Here is a 20,114-nt window from a genome sequence, read left to right on the forward strand (position 1 = left end):
TAGGTAGACTAAAAACTCTATATCGCCACGGCGGTATCTGTGCATAGCAAGGGTTTCAATCCCTTATAGGTAGACTAAAAACTGGTATTTAGGTTTCTGCACTGTAATTGAAATTGAGGTTTCAATCCCTTATAGGTAGACTAAAAACCAGAAGCAATACATCTCACGCAAGAGCTCCGCCCTTAGTTTCAATCCCTTATAGGTAGACTAAAAACGCGGCTAATGCAAAAAATGCGTGGGACAACATTAAAAAGTTTCAATCCCTTATAGGTAGACTAAAAACTAGATAACCTCGAAATATCGATGGTTGACGAAATTATGTTTCAATCCCTTATAGGTAGACTAAAAACATTAGGTAGTGAAATAGTGCAAAATGCGGATAGTGTGTTTCAATCCCTTATAGGTAGACTAAAAACTGTTTGACGTATTGCTTGTTTTTATGTTCGACAGATGTTTCAATCCCTTATAGGTAGACTAAAAACGAGGTTGATTGGGTATGAAAATAATGGATATTACAATGTTTCAATCCCTTATAGGTAGACTAAAAACGGATGGAACAGGGTGGGTGATGTTGTAATGGACATCGGTTTCAATCCCTTATAGGTAGACTAAAAACCATTTTTTGCATTAGCCGCTATCTCATTCCATTTAGGTTTCAATCCCTTATAGGTAGACTAAAAACTGGTATGTAGCTGGTACTTTTTGGCAGTGCCGCCCGGGTTTCAATCCCTTATAGGTAGACTAAAAACGTAATTGTATTATTCTATCTATCTCATATTCTTTATGTTTCAATCCCTTATAGGTAGACTAAAAACGCAAAGGTATCAGTTCTGATTTTCTCCTGTTTACTGGTTTCAATCCCTTATAGGTAGACTAAAAACCTGATAATACTGATTTGGATGATATGAATGTCTGGCGGTTTCAATCCCTTATAGGTAGACTAAAAACTAAGATTGGCAATAAAATATCTAATTTTAGAAAATGTTTCAATCCCTTATAGGTAGACTAAAAACGTTATGGGTTAAAGGATTATCCACCTGCCGAACGTTGTTTCAATCCCTTATAGGTAGACTAAAAACACCGGGCGCCTCAATCCCTTGTAGGTAGGCTAAAATGTTTCAATCCCTTATAGGTAGACTAAAAACCTTTAGCCAGTTAGCCATGCCGGAGATACCTTTCCACGTTTCAATCCCTTATAGGTAGACTAAAAACTCTTTACGGGCGATTGGCAGGGTGCCTGGGAGGCCGGTTTCAATCCCTTATAGGTAGACTAAAAACACGGAAAACCCGGCCGGTGCTGCTTATGTTCTTTTGTTTCAATCCCTTATAGGTAGACTAAAAACATAACTTTTGTGTTTTTCCTCATCGCTTGCGACTCCAGTTTCAATCCCTTATAGGTAGACTAAAAACATTTACACCGCGCTGTTACACGGTGAAAGAGGTTGCGTTTCAATCCCTTATAGGTAGACTAAAAACTCCAGCAGAATTTGTTTTGCTGGCTGACTAAAACGAGTTTCAATCCCTTATAGGTAGACTAAAAACTTATGGACAATCCCGACCCAACACAGGCAAGAAAGATAGTTTCAATCCCTTATAGGTAGACTAAAAACCCCATGTCGACGTGGAATGCTACGGTTTTCAGCATATGTTTCAATCCCTTATAGGTAGACTAAAAACCGCAGAGGAGGCAGAAGAATTCACGCCAAGAGACTAGTTTCAATCCCTTATAGGTAGACTAAAAACTCTCTGGCCAGCCTTGTCTGCAGGTACGGCTCATTAGTTTCAATCCCTTATAGGTAGACTAAAAACTCAAATAGATACTGCTGCAACGTTCAACCCAGGAGATGTTTCAATCCCTTATAGGTAGACTAAAAACTTTGTCCAAGATCGCTTTAATTTTGGCCTTCTTTATAGTTTCAATCCCTTATAGGTAGACTAAAAACCTTAAGTGCTGGTACCCATACTTTGGAACTGTTTGGGTTTCAATCCCTTATAGGTAGACTAAAAACTGTTACCGAGATAAGCGCTCCAAGAACGGAGGTAACAGGTTTCAATCCCTTATAGGTAGACTAAAAACTCTGGAATGCTGTACCCCTCCATGAGGCACTGGGCAAGTTTCAATCCCTTATAGGTAGACTAAAAACTAAATGCGGCGAGTTTCTTAAAATCTTGTATCCCGAGTTTCAATCCCTTATAGGTAGACTAAAAACGTAGATATTGCATCGAAGAACTCGAATTGCAGGATTTTGTTTCAATCCCTTATAGGTAGACTAAAAACTTTCATTGGCGTGTTGAGTAAGTGTGCTTTCAGCTGTGTTTCAATCCCTTATAGGTAGACTAAAAACCCATTTAAGGCGGCATTTTTATAAAAACGATATAATGTTTCAATCCCTTATAGGTAGACTAAAAACCTGTTACAAGCCGCTTTTAATAAGGCTTGTTATTTTTTGTAAAAGTTATTATACCTACTGCTTTTAAGGTCTATTATAGCATTTATTTCCCAAAGAATAAAGATTCTATTGCAAAAGCAAAAACAAAAAATTGTCGTCGATCTCCAGGGATTTTTGCACTATTGAAGGTCGACGACAATTTCAAAGTAACAAGCTATCCTATTTATTCCTCTCAAAAGTAAACACCACAAACAAACATAAATCTAAATTGCAATATTAAATGCAACACTTTTTAAGAAAAAGTATGATATAGATATCCAAATTTTTACTCTTACAAATTGCAGAACTTTACGTTGTCAAGGGAAGGGTGGAGATTTTCGAGCGTAAGCGAGAAAATACTACCCGACCTTGACAACGTGCGCAAATGATATAATTGTCCCTAGGCCATTTGGCATACCTTGCCAAATGGCCTTAACTATACACTATCATTTACATTCTTCTCTTTAAATATCTGCTGTATTAGCCTGCTTGGACATACTGTTCCTCTAGCACTTTGCCTTTCCCCTCGCATATTTTCAATAGCTCCCTGTAAAAACATTCCTCTGCTGTACTATAGTTCAGTACCTTCCTGGGATATTGGTTCATCCATCTTTCTATCTCCTTGACCTCTGATAACGGTACATCTTTTATCACTTTGACTTTGGGAATAAAACGCCTTATAATCCCATTTTGCCTTTCATTGCTTGCCCTTTCCCACGATGAGTAAGGATGGGCAAAATATGCTTCACTCCTGTAACTTTCTAAAATACTTGATAATTCACTAAATTCTGAACCATTATCAGCTGTTATACTCCGGAATACATCCACAAACAATTCACCATACCTTTCTTTAAGTTCCATAAACACTCTCTTTACTGATTCACTATCCTTCGAATCCAGAAGAAATATGAGCTCATACCTGGTTTTCCTCTCCGTCAATGTCAAAAGAACCGCGTCATTAAAACGTTTACCTACTACAGTATCTATTTCCCAGTGTCCAAACTCTTCCCTGGTTTCTACTTCCTTCGGCCTTAAATCTATGCTTTTACCCATAAGCCGTTTGGGCTCCCTTTTCTTCGTCTTATCCCTGGGTTTTAGCCTCGGTTTAAGCAACAAATCAATATTGCGTACTTTAAGTAGTCCTCTGTCTATATAGTTATACAGAGTTTTGGTACAAACCATGGGCTTATCTTTCCAATTGGGATCCCTTTTACAATAACCCACTATACTGTCTGAAGACCACTTTTTCTTCTCTAGCATCTTCTTCTCCGCAAATCTAATGAAGTCCTTAACATGTGGGAGTTTGAGTTTAGCACCACAGTTTTTACGTCTCTTTTCATATACTGCCTGCCCTGCTTCGGGAAAGTACGCTTCATAAGTAGATAAATCAGATTTAAGCTGAGTAACAGTCCCACGTTTAATTTCCCTGCTGATAGTACTTGGAGCTTGGCCTAACTGCTTTGCAATGTACCGCATGCTTTTGCCTTCTTTGCGCAGGGCAGCAATTTGTCCTCTTTCGTAAGCATTTAGGTGTTTAAAAGAGCGATGTTTCGTGGTACAATTATGTTGAGCCATAGTGAGACCTCCCTGTATGGTTGGTGATTTTTTGGATATCTATATCATACAGGATTTCTCACTATGGTTCTATAATTTTTTTGGGTGTTGCATTTAATTTTACAATGAACCACTATAAAATATATTATAAGGGAGAGGCAGGGGAAATACATGGAACAAACAAAAAAGATTTACTGTTTTTTTATAGCCTTTTACGCCATTTTATTTATGAACAACGCAATATATGGCACTTTTCTACCTGTTTACCTAGATCATATCGGATACAGCAAGGCTTCAATAGGAGTACTCATGTCGCTGGGACCTTTTGTAGCCATAATAGCTCAACCTTTTTGGGGAATTGTCAGCGATAGATCCAAATCCAAAAATCAGGTTTTAAAGCTGCTGTTCATAGCAAGCATCCTAATTATGGCCTTATATCCTTTATCTTCTAATTTCTATTACCTATTGGTTGTAATTGCAATTTTTACGTTTTTTCAGACCTCGATAGCTCCCATTAGCGATACCATTACACTTGAATATTTGAGCACAACCCGCCAAAAATTTGGCCCAATAAGGATGGCAGGAACAATAGGATTTGCCATAATGTCGATTATAGCCGGCTTCTTCGCTCAGAAATACATAAAAAGCATATTTACTCTAAATGTCCTGATTATGAGCTTAGCCTTTTTAACCGTTTTAAAGCTTCCTGTCATCCAAGGGCATCAATTTGGCAAACAGCGCGTTTCCATCATAAAACTTTTTTCCGATAAAAATTTGGTAGCGTTAATGGCATTGAACTTTCTTGTACAGGTAACACTTGGCTTTTACTACACGTACTTCCCTATATACTTTAAACAGCTCGGTGGAAGTAGTTCTTTGCTGGGATGGGCATACTTTATATCCGCTATAAGCGAAATACCGTTTTTGCTTTACGCCGATAAAATACTCCAAAAAGTGGGAACTATAAAAGCACTACTATTTTCCACCTTTGTAGCCTCGATTAGATGGTTTTTAACTTCCATTATTACAAACGCCTATATATTCTTGCCTCTACAGCTCTTGCACGGTTTAATTTTCATTGTTCTATACTACTCGATGGCAGTATACATAAACGAAGAAGTACCTAAAGAGCTCAAAACATCGGGACAAACCATAAACAACCTCATAGGAATGGGCATAGCGAGAATCACGGGAAGTTTAGTCGGAGGATTTTTAAGTGATATCTACGGAATAAAAAACATGTTCCTGTATAATTCGGTTATGGCTTTTATAACAGCGCTGACCTTTGCATATATATTTTTAGCAATGAAAAGGCGCAGAACATCGGAATCCTTTCTCAACCAAGAATGGCATTAAAAATTTCAAAATTAAAGAAAGAACAGAAGGACCTCCTATTTTACAGGGAGGAGGTCCTTTTCAGCTAGTTCAATACTCTTCTTTTGCCTTATTAAAGCAATTTTGGCAGTAACCATCATAAAGGTCTGCGCATTCATCGCATACATAGCTGTTGCAACCGGGACACTGTGCCACCAGATCTTCATCCGTCGGATAACCACATACCACACACTTTACTTTGCCAGGCATATGTTTTACCTCCTGTTTACCAATTTTTTATATATTCTTTCAAATTAAACTCAAAATATTCATATTGCGAGAAAAACAAATTCGCTTTTTATGTAAAGCATACTTGACATTTTTTCTTTATTATGATACATTTAAACGGAAAGTTTACTTTACATTTTAAATGGGGTGGTCTTTTGAAAAACAGGCTAGAAGAAATACGTAAGCAACGGGGGTTAACACAGGAAGCACTTGCCAAAGCTTTAGAGGTATCAAGGCAAACCATTGGAGCTATTGAAAACGGCCGATACAATCCTTCTATTCTATTAGCCTTTAAGATCGCTCGCTTCTTTGAAATGACCATTGAAGACATCTTTATCTACGAGGAGGAAGAGCAGTATGAGACACAAAAGAACGATTAGTTTTTCGATTATAGGACTTGCTTTGATTGTAGCAGGTATAGCTCTGGCGTTCACACTTAAACAACCACAAAAGCCTTTAGAAAAATTCCTTTATGTGTGTATAGTGATAATAGGGTATCTTATCTTTGGTCATAACCTGGGAAAACTAATTGTACATTTCTCTTTAAAAAACAACCCTGAATTATTAAAATCAATAGAAATTGAACAAAATGATGAAAGAAACGTCATGATACACAACATGGCTACACAGCCAAAGCCTTTGATATAATGACTTCCTATGTCAATATAGCAATACTAATGTTATTACATTGATGCAGAGTGATATATGGATAATATTGCTGTTTTTCACATACAATTTACTTGCCATCATGCTAAAAGTGTTTTATTTAATCAAATATCATAGAAAAATGTAATAATTACCTGTAAAATCTCCCCTCGATGTTTAACTGAAGTTAAGAATAAAAATAAAAGGGTGCAGCTTTTAAGCTGCACCCTCTTTCTATGGCGGAGAAGGAGGGATTTGAACCCTCGCGCCGGTTTTACCCGACCTACGCCCTTAGCAGGGGCGCCCCTTCGGCCTACTTGGGTACTTCTCCTCATTGGCGTCTGGCGGAGAGAGTGGGATTCGAACCCACGGTGCCTTTCGGCATCACTGGTTTTCAAGACCAGCTCCTTAAGCCACTCGGACATCTCTCCGCGTTTTCTTATTTGCGTTATATAGTATAGCAAAATAGCCACTCTGTGTCAACAACGTTTTCCCGCCTTTATCAAGTTTATCCGGCAATCACTGCCTCCATACTGCCACAATGCTTCTAAACTATTATGTCTTATTCCTCCCATAGTATAAGCCAGATTAGTACATAGCGATTCACAGGCACAGATTTATCCTTTTTGCTTTCCCACCACATTAATTTCATATTAAACAGCGTTGAAGTTTAAACCACCACCAATACAAATCATTAAGAGAGCATTGAAAAAATCACTTGGTGATCCTTTCAACGCCACCCATATAGGGAACCAGCTTTTCGGGAATAACAACCGATCCGTCTTCCTGTTGATAGTTTTCCAAAATAGCCGCCAGGGTGCGCCCTATGGCCAAACCCGAGCCATTGAGCGTATGCACATACTCCGCCTTATCTTTGGGGCTCATTCGATATCTTATGTTGGCCCTCCGCGCCTGATAGTCTTCAAAATTGCTGCAAGACGAGACTTCCACATACCTGTTGTAGCTGGGCATCCATACCTCAAGGTCATACTTCTTGGCCGCCGTAAAGCCTAGATCAGCCGTACACATGAGCACCACCCGGTAGGGCAAACCCAAAAGCTGCAGTATCCTCTCGGCATCGGCTACCAGCTTTTCAAGCTCATCGTACGAATCCTCCGGCCTTACAAATTTAACTAATTCAACCTTGTTAAACTGGTGCTGACGTATCAGACCTCGAGTATCCCTGCCAGCAGCTCCTGCTTCGGCTCTGAAGCATGCGCTGTAAGCCACATATTTAAGCGGCAACATATTGCCATCTAGAATTTCTTCACGGTGCATGTTGGTGACCGGCACTTCTGCCGTGGGGATAAGGAAGTAATCGGTGTCTACCACTTTAAAAGCGTCTTCTTCAAATTTGGGTAGCTGGCCGGTTCCTATCATGCTTTTCCTGTGAACCATAAAAGGCGGAAATACTTCTACATATCCGTGCTGTGTTGTATGGACATCCAGCATGAAATTTATTAAAGCCCGTTCCAGGCGAGCACCCATACCACGGTAAAAAACAAAGCGGGACCCCGTCACCTTTGCCGCAGTCTTGAACTCGAGTATATTGAGCTCCTCTCCAATATCCCAGTGGGCTTTTGGTTCAAAATCAAATTTCCTCGGTTCTCCCCAACGCCTTACCTCTACATTTTGCTCTTCAGAGTCGCCCACGGGCACCGAATCGTGAGGCAGATTGGGAATGGTAAGCAGCACCTCTTCAAGCTGCTCTTCTATTTCCCTGATTTTGGCGTCGTATTCCTTTATGGTATCCGAGACCTTCCTCATCTCATTTATGATTTCGGTAACGTCCTTTTTCTCCTTCTTTAACCTGGCAATCTCCTCGCTTACCACATTCCTCCTGTTCTTCAACTTCTCAACCTCAGCTATATAAGCCCTCCGCTTCTCGTCCAGCTCCAGAAACCTGTCCAGATCTACATCTTCCTTTTTTGTAGCCAGCTTTTGCTTTACCAGTTCGGGATTGCTTCTTATAAATTTGGGGTCCAGCACAGTAACACCTCCTATAAAATTAGCTCGACCTTAACCCGCTATATATTGTCTCCATATAAAGTTTTTACAAACCCTACTTAAACAGCTCTTTACCCTATACTTTAAAGCCTGTTAAGTTCATATTAATTATACTACATTTTGGACACTGTGCAACCTTTGGAAACACTCAAAAACTCTTTTAAAGCTCATTCCCGGCTCAAAAGGTATCCCTTCTCCCTTAAAGCCGCTTCGATCCTGTCCAGCACAGCAGGGTCATCCGCTTCAATGGTATGCAGGTGTACCCCTTCTGTCAGCGAACATAATGGCTCTGCTTTTTCCCTTTTCATGGTTTCCATGAATACACGCACATCGCTGGGCGACTTTATCATAAGCCGCGCCTTAAATTCCCCGTACACCCTGTGTTCTACGCTCACATCTAGAACAGTTCCTCCTAAGTCTACTATGGTCATCAATTCATCCTCAATACCCTCAGCCGAGTGTTTACAAGCTATTACACGCCGGTAACGTCGGGGATACAAATTCTTGGGAATTATATACCCTTGAGGTGTAGCAATTATCTCTTCACCAGCCGCTCTCAATATGGCTATATCCTGGACGATGACCTGCCTGCTTACTCCCAACAACCCGGCCAGATAAGCACCCGTCACAGGCTGACTGCTTTCCTTTATTATCCTGAGAATCTCCTGCCGCCTTTCGTCAGCTGACATATCCTTATACCCCCTGTCTGTAAACAAGCCTTTCACCTGCACAAATAATTATACCATCTTTTTCTCAGCTTTTGTGAAAAATTCGTCGTTTATTCTTTTATGTCTCCAGGCATAATCTGTACCGTTCTTTGAAGCTAGTGAAAATATACTCTAGATTGTCTCCTACTATCTTCAAAACCATTTTCACCTATAGAGCGCCAGTTTAGCGCGATACTCGTCTATGTAAGGCATAATTTACACAGTTTAAACTCTTAAACTCTCAGGACAATCCAGATTTAACATTTTCAAATCAACCTGCTGTTTAGATTTCCGTAAAGATTGGGGCCTAAAATAAAAAACGGGCTGAAGAATAACACAGTAAAGTTTAGGACACAATAATATCTTGATACAAAAGAAGCCAATGGGGGCGATTGCACTTGAAACCGACACGCAAAATATCCATGCTAATCTATTTTTTTATTTACCTTCTGGTGGTGAAAAACATGGAGGCCATCACAGCCGGCCCCGACCCTGTTGAACTGAAAAGCATAAAATCCAGCACAAATTCTAATCGCGCATACACTACTTCTGCTCCTATAGCCGAACCTCCTATCGATATGGATGAAAATACACGCGTACATCTAAAAAAATTCAGGAGTGAAGCGGCAAAGCTGTGCGAACTATACCCTGGAACTTTTTTAAGCAGCCTGCCCACCCAGGAGAAAAAGATCGCGCTGACTTTCGACGACGGCCCTGATTCTTATGCCACCACAAAGGTCCTTGACATACTGGAATATTACAATATTCCGGCTACATTTTTTGTGATTGGCCAAAATATGGACAAGCACCGAGAAGTGATTTACCGGGCCATCAAAAATGGGCATGAGATCGCCAACCACAGCTGGAGCCACATAAGGCCTACCTCCGTGTCCACCTCGGAATTGATAAGCGAGGTAGAAAAAAACCAGGCAAAACTCCAGGAAATGGGAATAACCGCCAAAGTGTTCAGACCTCCCTATGGTTTGATTACACCCCAGCAGATGGAAGCGCTCAAAGCGCTGGGCTATAAAGCAGTTATCTGGTCCATAGACTCAATGGACTGGTACACCAGCAATCCACAAGAAATTGTGCAATGCGTGCTCAGCAATGTCCATCCCGGAGCCATTATACTGATGCACTGTGCTGGCGGATATGACAACCGACGCGGGACTATAGAAGCCCTTCCCCTTATAATCTCCGCGCTTAAAAGAGAGGGATATGAATTTGTAACCATCGAACAATTGATAAATTTTTAACAAGTTCCGCATGATACCCCGCAAGTTAACCATTAATATATTTCATGGCTACAACAAAACTGCAAGGCAAATGCAAAACATACGGCTTACAACCACCTTATTTGCATGATTTGCTGCATAAACCGCATATTGCCCTGTTCAACATTGGAGTTTAGCGTTGAAATTTTTATATAAAATTCTTGCAAACTTCATTAAAAAGCTTGCATTTTTTTCGAGTTTGTATTACTATTATACTGGGTAAGATTTTTGGATAGTTTTAGTTGCTATACAGCTTATTAAAAACGGGAGAAAACAAAGAGGGCAACATTCCCTCTTAATTTATTAACCAAAAATTGCAATATAATAGAAAGGGGTTATAAAAATGACTAGACACAAGAAGCTGCAAGAATGGGTAGATCAGATGGCCAACCTGTGCAAGCCTGATCGGATCTACTGGTGCGACGGGTCAGAAGAGGAATATCAGCGCCTTCTCAATGAAATGGTAGCTTCAGGGATGGCAACTCCTCTGAACCCCGAGAAGAGACCCGGGTGTTATCTCTTTAGAAGCCATCCATCGGATGTGGCCCGCGTTGAAGACAGGACTTTTATTGCCTCCAGAAGCAAGGAAGACGCCGGTCCGACCAACAACTGGATAGATCCTGAAGAGCTCAAAAAGACAATGACCGAGCTGTATGATGGCTGCATGAGAGGCAGGACCATGTACGTCATACCCTTCTCCATGGGCCCCATTGGTTCTCCTATTTCCAAGATAGGCGTAGAGCTGACCGACAGCCCTTACGTTGTGGTTAACATGCGTATAATGACCCGCATAGGCAAAAAGGTGCTTGACGTGCTAGGAGAAGACGGCGAGTTTGTGCCATGTCTGCATTCGGTGGGCGCACCTCTTGCCGAAGGCCAAAAGGATACTACATGGCCGTGTGCCCCCATGGAAAAGAAATACATCAGCCATTTCCCCGAGGAAAGAACCATCTGGTCCTATGGTTCAGGTTATGGCGGCAATGCCTTGCTGGGCAAGAAGTGCTTTGCCCTCCGTATAGCTTCGGTAATGGCACGCGATGAAGGCTGGCTGGCCGAGCACATGCTTATACTGGCCATTACAAATCCCAAGGGTGAACGCAAATACATTGCAGCAGCTTTCCCAAGCGCCTGCGGTAAAACCAACCTTGCCATGATGGTTCCCACTCTTCCTGGCTGGAAGGTAGAGACCATAGGCGACGACATCGCCTGGATGAAGTTTGGCAAGGATGGCAGGCTGTACGCCATCAATCCTGAGGCGGGATTCTTCGGCGTGGCACCTGGTACATCCATGCACTCCAATCCCAATGCCATGCTGACCATTGCCAAGAATACCATATTCACCAATACCGCACTAACCGACGACGGCGATATATGGTGGGAAGGCATTGGCTATGATCCCCCAGGGCACCTCATTGACTGGCGAGGCAATGACTGGTATCCGGGTTCTGACACGCCGGCTGCGCATCCAAATGCCCGTTTCACAACGCCTGCAAGCCAGTGCCCATCAATTGCGCCCGAGTGGGAAGACCCCAACGGAGTACCCATATCAGCTATACTGTTCGGCGGCCGCAGGTCTACCACAGTTCCACTGGTGCATGAAAGCTTTGACTGGAACCACGGGGTATTTCTGGGTTCAATAATGGGCTCCGAAATCACTGCAGCAATTATATCCGACCAAATCGGTAAGGTGCGCCGCGATCCATTTGCCATGCGTCCTTTCTGCGGATACCACATATGCGATTACTTCCAGCACTGGCTCAACATCGGCAAGATGACCGATCCCGAGAAGCTGCCCAAGATATTCTTTGTGAACTGGTTCCGCAAAGACAAGGACGGCAACTGGTTGTGGCCCGGATTTGGCGAAAACAGCCGCGTGCTCAAGTGGATATTCGAGAGGGTATCCGGCGAGGGCAAAGCGGTCGAAACCCCCATTGGGTACATGCCGACGCCCGATGCCATTGACACAACCGGGCTCGACATAAGCAACAGCGCTATGCAAGAACTTCTGAAGGTTGACCGCGATGAGTGGCTGCGCGAAGTGGCCTCCATCCGCGAATATTACGCTTCCTTCGGCAATAAGCTGCCCAAAGAGCTGGCTCATCAGTTGGATGCTCTTGAAAAGCGGCTGCGCGAATATAATGGTTAAAAAAGGACGGCCTTATCGGCCGTCCTTTTCATTTTTTCTTCCTTAAACGGCAATCGAACAACCTAAAAGCCATACGCTGTGTCCCAAACCACTCAGGAATTTCCACTGTACTTTTTAAATGGTTTTATAAATGCTTCACATAGCCATTTACACCTGACAGCAATACCTTTCATGACCTTTCCAATCTATTAAAAGTCTATATTTAACCGTTCACGCCTGAACCATCCTCAGACTCAGAATTCAGTTCCAGAGGCCTGGGACCAAAAAATTGGTAATAATGCACCTTTATTCTGCCGTTGTACAGCTTTCTCTTGCGATCGGCTTTGCGCCCAAAAAGGCGTTCAAAGCCTTCATAAGGTGACAGTATATACAGCGACCAGGTATCAAGGGGTTTGAAGACCTGCCCCATTTGCCTGTACAGCTCTTCCACCTCTTTTTTGTCGCCCAATCTTTCTCCATAAGGAGGGTTCGTGATAATACACCCGTATTTCCTTTTGGTGCTGAACTTCGACAAAGGTTGAGTATGAAAGTCTATATGCTCCCCAACGCCTGCCAGCTTTGCATTATGCCGTGCCACCTTCAAAACTTTCCCATCGATGTCATAGCCCAGCAGTCTAAAGCGCAAATCGCGGCGTATGGCATCCTGTGCTTCTTCCCTTGCCCGTTTCCAGATATCAGCAGGAATCCATGGCCACTTCTCCGAATCAAAACTCCTATTGAGTCCCAGCGCTATGTTAAGGCCCATCATCGCAGCCTCAATTAAAATAGTACCCGAACCGCAGAACGGGTCCACCAGCAGCCTGTTGGGATTCCAAAAACTGAGCTGTACCAACGCAGCAGCCAACGTCTCCCTCAACGGCGCTTTGCTTGCCAGCTGGCGGTAACCGCGCTTGTGCAGGCCGGAACCGCTAGTGTCTATGGCCAGTGTGGCTACATCCTTCAGGAGCGCCACTTCTATGACAAACCTGGGCCCATCCTCTTCAAACCAGTTCCTTTTGTATTTCGTCTTTAACCGCTCCACGATAGCCTCCTTCACTATAGCCTGACAGTCAGGAACGCTAAACAGCTTCGACTTGACCGATTTACCTATAACGGGAAAACAGGCATTTTCGGGCAGCACATCTTCCCAGGGCAGGGCTTTGGCCTGTTCAAACAGCTCTTCAAAAGTCAGGGCTGGAAATTCCCCCATTTTTATAAATACCCTGTCTGCTGACCGCAGCCACAGGTTTGCACGGCTAATCCCCAACGCATCAGCCGTAAAAGTAACCTTCCCGTTATCCACCCTGACATTTTCATAGCCTAGAGCCCTTACCTCCTGGGCTACGACAGCCTCTACCCCAAAAGCAGCCGTTGCGATGACCTCAAACGTATCCATGCACCATTCTCTCCTGCTTTTTATTGCTCCACAATTTATTTTTTGGTATTTTCTGTATATTCTCCTATATTTCGTACACTCAATGATAATTTTGCTGCAAATTTAATTTGATTAAATATAGCTTGATAAAGCAACGTTTACGTATGCATTTTTTTACACGCAGCAATTGAGCGTCCGCTTGTGTACCGCCAAAATGATGTCCTCTCATTTTTATTTCAAAATAGCTGCAGTATTAAACAGCTTGCTTTTGCAGCTACACTTTTGTAAATACTTCGTTTTGAATAGCAAAATAGACTTTCTACACTAAAATCAAGGATATCACCTGTTTCACTCAATGGAAACTTCATATTTACTCCAGCCAATTTTTAACTACCGCAGGGGAAACAGCCGAACTTGATTCAGCCGCTTTTTCAAATATAAATACATCAGTTCGCCCACTGCCGCAGCATTCATTATTCCAACATGCTACATTCCTTTACGGCTTCCACCTCAGCACAGGATTTCTGGCAGCCCTTACCTCATCAAGCCGCCTGACGGGCGTGGTGTGGGGCGCACCTTTTACCTTTTCAGGTTGTTCCTCCACTTCCCGCGCAATCTCAATTAAAGCATCAGCAAAGGCATCCAGCGTTTCCTTGCTTTCGGTTTCGGTGGGTTCAATCATCAATGCCTCCTTTACTATAAGCGGGAAGTACATGGTAGGCGGATGAAACCCGAAATCCATCAATCGCTTGGCAATGTCCAAAGCAGACACGCCCTTTTCCTTTTGCCTCTGTGCCGATATGACGAACTCATGCATACACCTGCGGTTGTAAGGTACAAGGTAGTACCCTTTCAGCAGCTCCATGAGGTAATTGGCATTTAGAACAGCCGACTCGGATACCTTCTTGAGCCCCTCTGCACCCATGGACATGATATAGGCATAGGCCTTGACCACGACGCCAAAGTTGCCGTAAAACGACTTTACTCGCCCTATGGAGAGTGGCCTGTCATAATCTAAATAATACCTGCCATCCTTAAACCCAACCATCGGCACCGGCAGGAATGGCTCGAGCTCCTTCTTAACGCCTATAGGCCCTGAACCAGGCCCGCCACCGCCGTGGGGCGTGCTGAAGGTCTTGTGCAAGTTGAGGTGTACCACGTCAAACCCCATATCGCCCGGCCGCGCTATTCCAAGTATAGCGTTCATGTTAGCCCCATCGTAATAGAGAAGGCCTCCGGCCTTGTGGACGATATCAGCTATCTCCAGTATATTTCCCTCAAACAGCCCCAAAGTATTGGGGTTGGTCAGCATCAGCCCTGCCGTGGTATCGTCCACTACAGCTTTAAGCGCTTCTAAATCAACTTCTCCCCTATCGTTGGATTTTACCTCCACCACATCAAAGCCTACCATGGCAGCCGAAGCCGGGTTGGTACCGTGAGCCGAATCGGGCACAACAATCTTATTACGCTTTACATCGCCGCAGTGCTGATGGTACGCCTTTATTATCATGAGGCCCGTCATCTCGCCGTGTGCCCCAGCAGCCGGCTGAAGCGAAAAACTGTCCATGCCGGTGATCTCCGACAAAAGCCTATCCATCCTGTACAGTATCTCCAGGCATCCTTGAACGGTCTCAGCCGGCTGAAGGGGGTGCACCTGAGTAAACCCCGACAAAGCAGCCACATCCTCATTGACCTTGGGATTGTATTTCATGGTACACGATCCCAGAGGATAAAATCCCGAGTCCACGCCGTAATTGAGCTGCGAGAGGCGCGTGAAATGCCGGACAACATCGACCTCGCTGACCTCTGGTAACCTGGCATCATCGTCCCTCAAACACTCCCTTGGCACCATATCCTCCAGCGCCAGGTGCGGCACATCGCAATCAGGAAGAGAATACGCTTTGCGCCCGGGTTTGCTCATCTCAAATATTAGAGGCCTCTCCTTCACCGCCTGCCCACCTCCCTGACCAGCACATCGATCTCCTCCTTGGTCCTCTCCTCGGTTACCGCTACCAGCCACCCACCTTGAAGCTCCGGATAATCTTTCTCCACTGCGTAACCGCCAATGATACCATGCTCCAGCAGCTCCCTGTTCAGCTCTTCCACCGGAACAGGGACTTTTACCACGAACTCATCAAAAAACGGCGCCGAAAACATAGAGCTGCAACCCGCTTCCGAGATCAGCTTTTCAAAGGCGTAATGAGCCTTTCGCATGGAGAGCAAGGCCACCTCTTTTAATCCCTCTCGTCCCAGCACAGACAGATATACGGTTGCCGCCAGAGCATTCAAAGCTTGATTGGAACAGATATTGGATGTGGCCTTTTCCCTCCTGATGTGCTGTTCCCTTGTCTGAAGGGTGAGCACGAAGGCCCTGTTACCTGATAAATCCACCGTCTGCCCCACAATCCTACCGGGAATCCTGCGCATCAACCTCTGCGTTGTGGCCATAAATCCAAGATACGGGCCACCAAAATTGAGAGGGTTGCCAAGAGACTGACCCTCTCCCACCACGATATCAGCTCCACAACTCCCCGGAGATTTAAGAAGGGCCAGCGAAATTGGATTTACGCTGACAACCAACAGACCACCAAAGTGATGGACCACTTCGGCGATTTCGTCAAGCATCTCTATAATTCCAAAGAAGTTCGGGGTTTGCACCACCACAGCCGCCACATCGTCGGACATCAACCGCTTAAGTTCCTGAGCGTCCACCCTGCCATCGTCATAGCCTACCTCGTGTACCTTTATCCCTCTAAATCGACTGTATGTGTAAACCACTTCCCTACTTTGAGGGTGCACAGAACGAGCAACCAATGCTTTTTCCCTGCCCGTGGCCTGGCAGGCCATGCACACCGCCTCTGCCAGCGCCGAAGCTCCATCGTACATGGAAGCATTTGCTACATCCATGCCTGTCAGCTCGCACACCATGGTCTGATACTCGAAAATCGCCTGCAACGTTCCCTGGCTTATCTCGGGCTGATAGGGCGTATAGGCCGTATAAAATTCCTGGCGTGCCAGCACATGCTTAACCACGCTGGGGATATATCGGTCGTATGCCCCGGCGCCAAGGAAACATATATACTCATCAACTGTCTTATTCTTGGCCGCAATATCCTTCATGTGGCGCACCAGTTCCATTTCGGATAAGGCTGCAGGGAGGTCAAGCTCATCCTTTAATCGCACCTGACATGGAATGTCCTCATAAAGCTGCTCAATGCTATGTAGCCCCAGCTTTTCAAGCATTTCCTGCCGGTCTTGGTCCGTATTGGGGATGTATCTTCCCATCCTTATGCCTCCTCTTCACAGAACCGCTCATAGCCCTCAGCATCCATCAGGGAGCCCAGCTCCCCTGGGTCCGACATTTCCAATACCAAAATCCAGTTCTCATACGGGTCCTGGTTTATAAGCTCTGGAGAAGCCTCAAGGCTGGTATTAACTTCTATAACGGTACCCGAAACCGGCGAATACACATCCGATGCCGCTTTCACCGATTCCACCACAGCCACAGCATCCCCTGCCCTGACGGTACGTCCCACCTCTGGCAGGTCGATAAATACGATGTCGCCCAAAGAATCCTGAGCGTAGTCGGTAATCCCGATTATGGCCCTATTGCCCTCCACTTTTACCCACTCGTGGTCCTTGGAATACTTCAAACCGTTTATAACTTTCACCTTAATCAAACCTCCTATTATATAATAATGGCCAAAATGCTCCCCATAAACGCGACGTGTGGACACTATACCTTCGCCGCAAAAAAGTCTAGCCCTCTATGGCCCTTTGGATGTCATAAAGCAGACATTTTAGACGATGCCCATCTATAATTTAACATTTAACGCACCCCTTGAGCAACTTTTATTTTTTATATTGTTTTGCATAAAAAGGAATTTTAACCACTTCAGCCTTCAAAGCCTTGTTCCTCACAATTACATCTACCTGAGAACCCTGCGCCGCATACCGGACATCAATAAGAGCCAAAGCAATATTCTTTTTCAGGGTTGGAGAAAAGCTGCCCGAGGTAACATACCCTATGCTCCTGCCCTCCACCTGAACCTCATAGCCTTGCCGTGGAATACCTCTATCTACCATTTCCAGGCCCACCAACTTTCGTGAAATGCCGCTTCCCTTTTGCTCAATCAGCGCCTCCCGCCCTATAAAGTCCGGTTTATCAAGCTTGACAAACCTGTCCAGCCCGGCTTCCAGTGGCGAAATATCAGGGGAAAGCTCATGCCCGTAAAGCGGCAATGCAGCCTCCAGCCTCAGCGTATCCCGGGCACCCAACCCTGCAGGCATGACATGGAATTCTGCTCCCGCATCCACAATGGTGTCCCACACCTTACAGGCACCATCTGCTGGTATATATATCTCAAACCCATCCTCACCGGTATACCCGGTACGCGAAATCAATGCGGATACGCCGGCGATATTCACACCGTCCACAAACCTGAAAAATTTAATCTTATCAAGCGGGACATCCACAATTCTTTGCAGAACCTTCTGAGATTTTGGCCCCTGAAGGGCCAGCTGCGCATACTGCTCAGATAGGTCTTCAACCTCCACGTCATGCGGCTTATGGCTCTCTATCCACTCAACGTCCTCCTCGATGTTGGCGGCATTGACCACAAGCAAATAGTGCTGAGCATCGAATTTGTAAACCAGCAAGTCGTCCACCGTCCCACCATCGGGATAGCACATGGGCGAATAAAGAACCTGAAATTCGCGCATACCTGATATATCGTTGGTTATGAGCTTTTGAATGAACTCGGTAGCACCCCTGCCTTTTATCATGACCTCGCCCATATGGGACACATCGAACAGCCCTGCCCGCTGGCGAACTGCCTCATGCTCCTGCAAAATACCCGTATACTGAAGCGGCATCATCCAGCCCCCAAACTCCATCATCTTTGCTCCCAAAGACACATGTTTCTCATAAAGCGGCGTCTTTTTCAATTTAATACCTCCTTAAAACGCAAAAAAATAATCTGCCGACTTAGCTTTATTGTAGCACAAAAAAGGCATGGTTAGGTTATCATTTCCTACATTTACCTTCGTTTAATACATACTCCGGTTTACTTGAAATTTTTAAATCTGTATGAACTTCGATCAAACGGCATCAGCATCTTTAAAAAGATTATCAACATTTTCATAAAAATAAAAAGGGGATGACATCACAAGCCTGCCCCTCACAGCATAAATCTCTATGTACTCTGCACACAGCGCTTTTCCTTCTGCTTGTGCCTGTAAATATAAACCCCTACAGCAAACAGCGCGATGCCCCAGATGACAAGGGACCTCATTCCCCGTTCCAGGCCTATGGCTTGGGAAACCAAACCCGTGATTGCCGGTACACTCATGCTCCCCAGCGCTGCCGTCATAACAAGCATCCCGGTGATGAATCCTTTTTGTTCAGGATACATGCCCCCCGCTATAGCAATGGCGGTAGGAAACAACCCCCCGAAGAAAAAGCCCGTAAACCCAAGCCCCGTTATTGTCAAGACCACAAACGGGCTAAACAGGGCCACTACCATAGATACAAGGCCTCCCAGCACGCTTAAAAATATCACCCTATGATATCCCAGCTTCTCGGCCACTATGCTGCACACAAACCTGCCTGATGCCAGCCCCAAGTTATACACAGCAAGAGTCCCCGAAGCAAAAAACACCGGCAGCTTTACCACATCACCCATATACTTGTTTATCCAGGTATTGATGCTGTGCCCAGCTCCTGAATACAAGAACATCACCATGCTCAACAGCCACAAATACCTTGACGTGAACAGCATCCTATACGGCCATGAACCAGCTTGCTTTAAATCGCCATCTGAATGCGGAAAAGATTGAAACACAAGAAACAAGGTGATAATCACGCCTATTGCGGCATTAATATAGTAGACCACACGCCAGTATTCGGTATAGCTCAAAATTGTTCCCGAAACCAAAGGCCCTATGAGGCATCCCACGGCAAAAAACATGTTTGCCTTATTGAGCATGCCGCTGGACCTGCCAGGATATATATCCATAATGGTCGAGCTGCCCGCAGCATCGACCGCTCCATGCCCTATACCGGCAATAAATGCAAATACAAGAGCAATAAAAAATTGTGATAGGCTGCCCACCCCTATAAGCCCAAGAGTAAGGCATAGGGTCCCCAGTATCACCACCCATTTGGCCCCAATGCGATCCGTCAGGAGGCCACACAACACAACCAGCAGCATCCTGCCCATAGCCATGAAGCTGGCAAACAAGCCCGCTTGCGCAAGGTTAATGCGGTAATGCTCTATCAAGAAAGGCATGGTGGCCCCAAAGACCGTAAAAGTCAGCCCAATGAGAAAAAACGCACCGTAAATCGACAGGGTAATAAACCGCTTATTTGTATCAACCCTGCTTACCAAAATTTGA

General features: G+C 44.6%; 15 protein-coding genes, 2 tRNA genes and 1 CRISPR repeat array (1 of these 18 running past the window's edge). Of the genes, 5 read left to right on the forward strand and 12 right to left on the reverse strand.

Annotated features, from left to right (window positions below; all coding sequences use genetic code 11):
- Positions 1–2,411: a CRISPR direct-repeat array (repeat unit 30 nt; unit sequence GTTTCAATCCCTTATAGGTAGACTAAAAAC); it begins 7,432 nt to the left of the window's first position.
- 498 nt (positions 2,412–2,909) lie between these two features.
- Positions 2,910–4,004 (reverse strand): IS30 family transposase, encoded by a 1,095-nt coding sequence (locus BM241_RS04870; RefSeq protein WP_092282175.1) that lies wholly within the window; start codon positions 4,002–4,004, stop codon positions 2,910–2,912.
- A gap of 150 nt (positions 4,005–4,154) precedes the next feature.
- On the opposite strand from BM241_RS04870, the gene BM241_RS04875 reads away from it, so the two are divergent.
- On the forward strand, positions 4,155–5,339 hold the full coding sequence (locus BM241_RS04875; RefSeq protein WP_092282176.1) for an MFS transporter: 1,185 nt from the start codon (positions 4,155–4,157) through the stop codon (positions 5,337–5,339).
- Positions 5,340–5,408: 69 nt separating this feature from the next.
- Here the strand turns inward: BM241_RS04875 and BM241_RS12195 are convergent, their stop codons facing one another.
- Complete coding sequence (locus tag BM241_RS12195) at positions 5,409–5,567, reverse strand: hydrogenase maturation nickel metallochaperone HypA (protein ID WP_143094054.1); 159 nt, start codon at positions 5,565–5,567, stop codon at positions 5,409–5,411.
- 173 nt (positions 5,568–5,740) lie between these two features.
- Here BM241_RS12195 and BM241_RS04880 point away from each other — a divergent pair, with 173 nt between their 5' ends.
- Together BM241_RS04880 and BM241_RS04885 are read left to right on the forward strand one after the other, a co-directional pair.
- On the forward strand, positions 5,741–5,965 hold the full coding sequence (locus BM241_RS04880; RefSeq protein WP_025748529.1) for a helix-turn-helix transcriptional regulator: 225 nt from the start codon (positions 5,741–5,743) through the stop codon (positions 5,963–5,965).
- Positions 5,943–6,233, forward strand: coding sequence for a hypothetical protein (locus BM241_RS04885; protein ID WP_092282177.1), 291 nt, complete (start codon positions 5,943–5,945; stop codon positions 6,231–6,233). The genes BM241_RS04880 and BM241_RS04885 overlap by 23 nt, the downstream gene beginning before the upstream one ends.
- Positions 6,234–6,467: 234 nt before the next feature.
- Here the strand turns inward: BM241_RS04885 and BM241_RS04890 are convergent.
- The 4 genes from BM241_RS04890 to BM241_RS04905 all read right to left on the reverse strand — a co-directional run bounded on the left by BM241_RS04890 (position 6,468) and on the right by BM241_RS04905 (position 8,926).
- Positions 6,468–6,561 (reverse strand) — tRNA-Ser (locus tag BM241_RS04890).
- Between the two features lie 11 nt (positions 6,562–6,572).
- Positions 6,573–6,661, reverse strand: a tRNA-Ser gene (locus BM241_RS04895).
- A 283-nt stretch (positions 6,662–6,944) separates the two neighbouring features.
- Complete coding sequence (serS, locus tag BM241_RS04900; RefSeq protein ID WP_025748531.1) at positions 6,945–8,219, reverse strand: serine--tRNA ligase; 1,275 nt, start codon at positions 8,217–8,219, stop codon at positions 6,945–6,947.
- A gap of 185 nt (positions 8,220–8,404) precedes the next feature.
- Positions 8,405–8,926: a transcription repressor NadR gene (locus tag BM241_RS04905; protein ID WP_025748532.1), complete on the reverse strand. Its 522-nt coding sequence runs from the start codon at positions 8,924–8,926 to the stop codon at positions 8,405–8,407.
- 482 nt (positions 8,927–9,408) lie between these two features.
- On the opposite strand from BM241_RS04905, the gene BM241_RS04910 reads away from it, so the two are divergent.
- Together BM241_RS04910 and BM241_RS04915 are read left to right on the forward strand one after the other, a co-directional pair.
- Positions 9,409–10,200, forward strand: coding sequence for a polysaccharide deacetylase family protein (locus BM241_RS04910; RefSeq protein ID WP_177206098.1), 792 nt, complete (start codon positions 9,409–9,411; stop codon positions 10,198–10,200).
- Positions 10,201–10,561: 361 nt separating this feature from the next.
- Complete coding sequence (locus tag BM241_RS04915; protein ID WP_092282178.1) at positions 10,562–12,364, forward strand: phosphoenolpyruvate carboxykinase (GTP); 1,803 nt, start codon at positions 10,562–10,564, stop codon at positions 12,362–12,364.
- A gap of 202 nt (positions 12,365–12,566) precedes the next feature.
- On the opposite strand, the gene BM241_RS04920 is transcribed toward BM241_RS04915, so the two are convergent.
- The 6 genes from BM241_RS04920 to BM241_RS04945 all read right to left on the reverse strand — a co-directional run bounded on the left by BM241_RS04920 (position 12,567) and on the right by BM241_RS04945 (position 20,107).
- Positions 12,567–13,739 carry a THUMP domain-containing class I SAM-dependent RNA methyltransferase gene (locus BM241_RS04920; protein ID WP_092282179.1) on the reverse strand — a complete coding sequence of 391 codons (1,173 nt, stop codon included), beginning with the start codon at positions 13,737–13,739 and terminating at the stop codon, positions 12,567–12,569.
- A gap of 475 nt (positions 13,740–14,214) precedes the next feature.
- Entirely contained in the window at positions 14,215–15,639 is a 1,425-nt protein-coding gene (gcvPB, locus tag BM241_RS04925) for an aminomethyl-transferring glycine dehydrogenase subunit GcvPB (RefSeq protein WP_035147394.1), read from the reverse strand.
- 23 nt (positions 15,640–15,662) lie between these two features.
- Positions 15,663–17,003, reverse strand: coding sequence for an aminomethyl-transferring glycine dehydrogenase subunit GcvPA (gene gcvPA / locus BM241_RS04930; RefSeq protein WP_092282180.1), 1,341 nt, complete (start codon positions 17,001–17,003; stop codon positions 15,663–15,665).
- Between the two features lie 2 nt (positions 17,004–17,005).
- The gene (gcvH, locus tag BM241_RS04935; protein WP_025748536.1) at positions 17,006–17,389 is read right to left on the reverse strand and encodes a glycine cleavage system protein GcvH; all 384 of its coding nucleotides are present in this window, start codon (positions 17,387–17,389) and stop codon (positions 17,006–17,008) included.
- Positions 17,390–17,570: 181 nt separating this feature from the next.
- Positions 17,571–18,665, reverse strand: a complete 1,095-nt coding sequence (gene gcvT, locus BM241_RS04940; RefSeq protein WP_092282181.1) for a glycine cleavage system aminomethyltransferase GcvT — start codon at positions 18,663–18,665, stop codon at positions 17,571–17,573.
- Between the two features lie 248 nt (positions 18,666–18,913).
- The gene (locus BM241_RS04945) at positions 18,914–20,107 is read right to left on the reverse strand and encodes an MFS transporter (RefSeq protein ID WP_025748538.1); all 1,194 of its coding nucleotides are present in this window, start codon (positions 20,105–20,107) and stop codon (positions 18,914–18,916) included.
- Between the last annotated feature and the right edge of the window lie 7 nt (positions 20,108–20,114).

Source organism: Caldicoprobacter faecalis, assembly GCF_900115765.1.
Lineage (GTDB): Bacteria > Bacillota > Clostridia > Caldicoprobacterales > Caldicoprobacteraceae > Caldicoprobacter > Caldicoprobacter oshimai.